Origin of the sequence: Lysobacter sp. TAB13, from assembly GCF_052113885.1 — a bacterium.
GTDB classification, from domain to species: Bacteria; Pseudomonadota; Gammaproteobacteria; order Xanthomonadales; family Xanthomonadaceae; genus Lysobacter; species Lysobacter gummosus.
In genome coordinates, this window is sequence record NZ_JBFRDR010000146.1 from 1 (window position 1) to 506 (window position 506).

Here is a 506-nt window from a genome sequence, read left to right on the forward strand (position 1 = left end):
TGCCAGTGGATCAGGTTCGCCAGATTGGCGTGTTCGACCATCACGCCTTTGGGCTGGCCGGTGGAACCTGAGGTGTAGATGACGTAGGCAAGGTTGTTCGCGGTCACGCCGGCCGGATCGAGGTTCTCCGACGGATACGACTGCCACGCCGAAGCATCGCGATCCACTTCCAGCACCGTCAGCGAATCGCTGGCCGGCAGATGGTCACGCACCTCGCTATGCGTCAGCAGCACCTTCGGCGCGCTGTCGTCGAGCATGTAACCCAAGCGTTCGGACGGATACGCCGGGTCCAGCGGCACATAGGCGCCGCCGGCCTTCAGCACCGCCAGCAGGCTCACGATCAAATCGAGGCTGCGCGGCATCCCGATGGCGACGCGATCGTCCGCGCCGACACCCAACGATCTCAGATGATGCGCAAGCCGATTGGCGCGCGCATTAAGTTCGGCGTAGCTCAGCGACTGTCCGTCCTGCTCCGCCGCGATCGCCTCCGGCGTGCGCAGGGCCTG

Annotated in this window: 1 protein-coding gene; it reads right to left on the reverse strand. The window is 65.0% G+C overall.

Annotation, left to right across the window (positions count from 1 at the left end):
• A partial coding sequence (locus AB4Y92_RS25550) for an AMP-binding protein (RefSeq protein WP_441822164.1) occupies nucleotides 1-506 on the reverse strand: 506 nt, incomplete at both ends.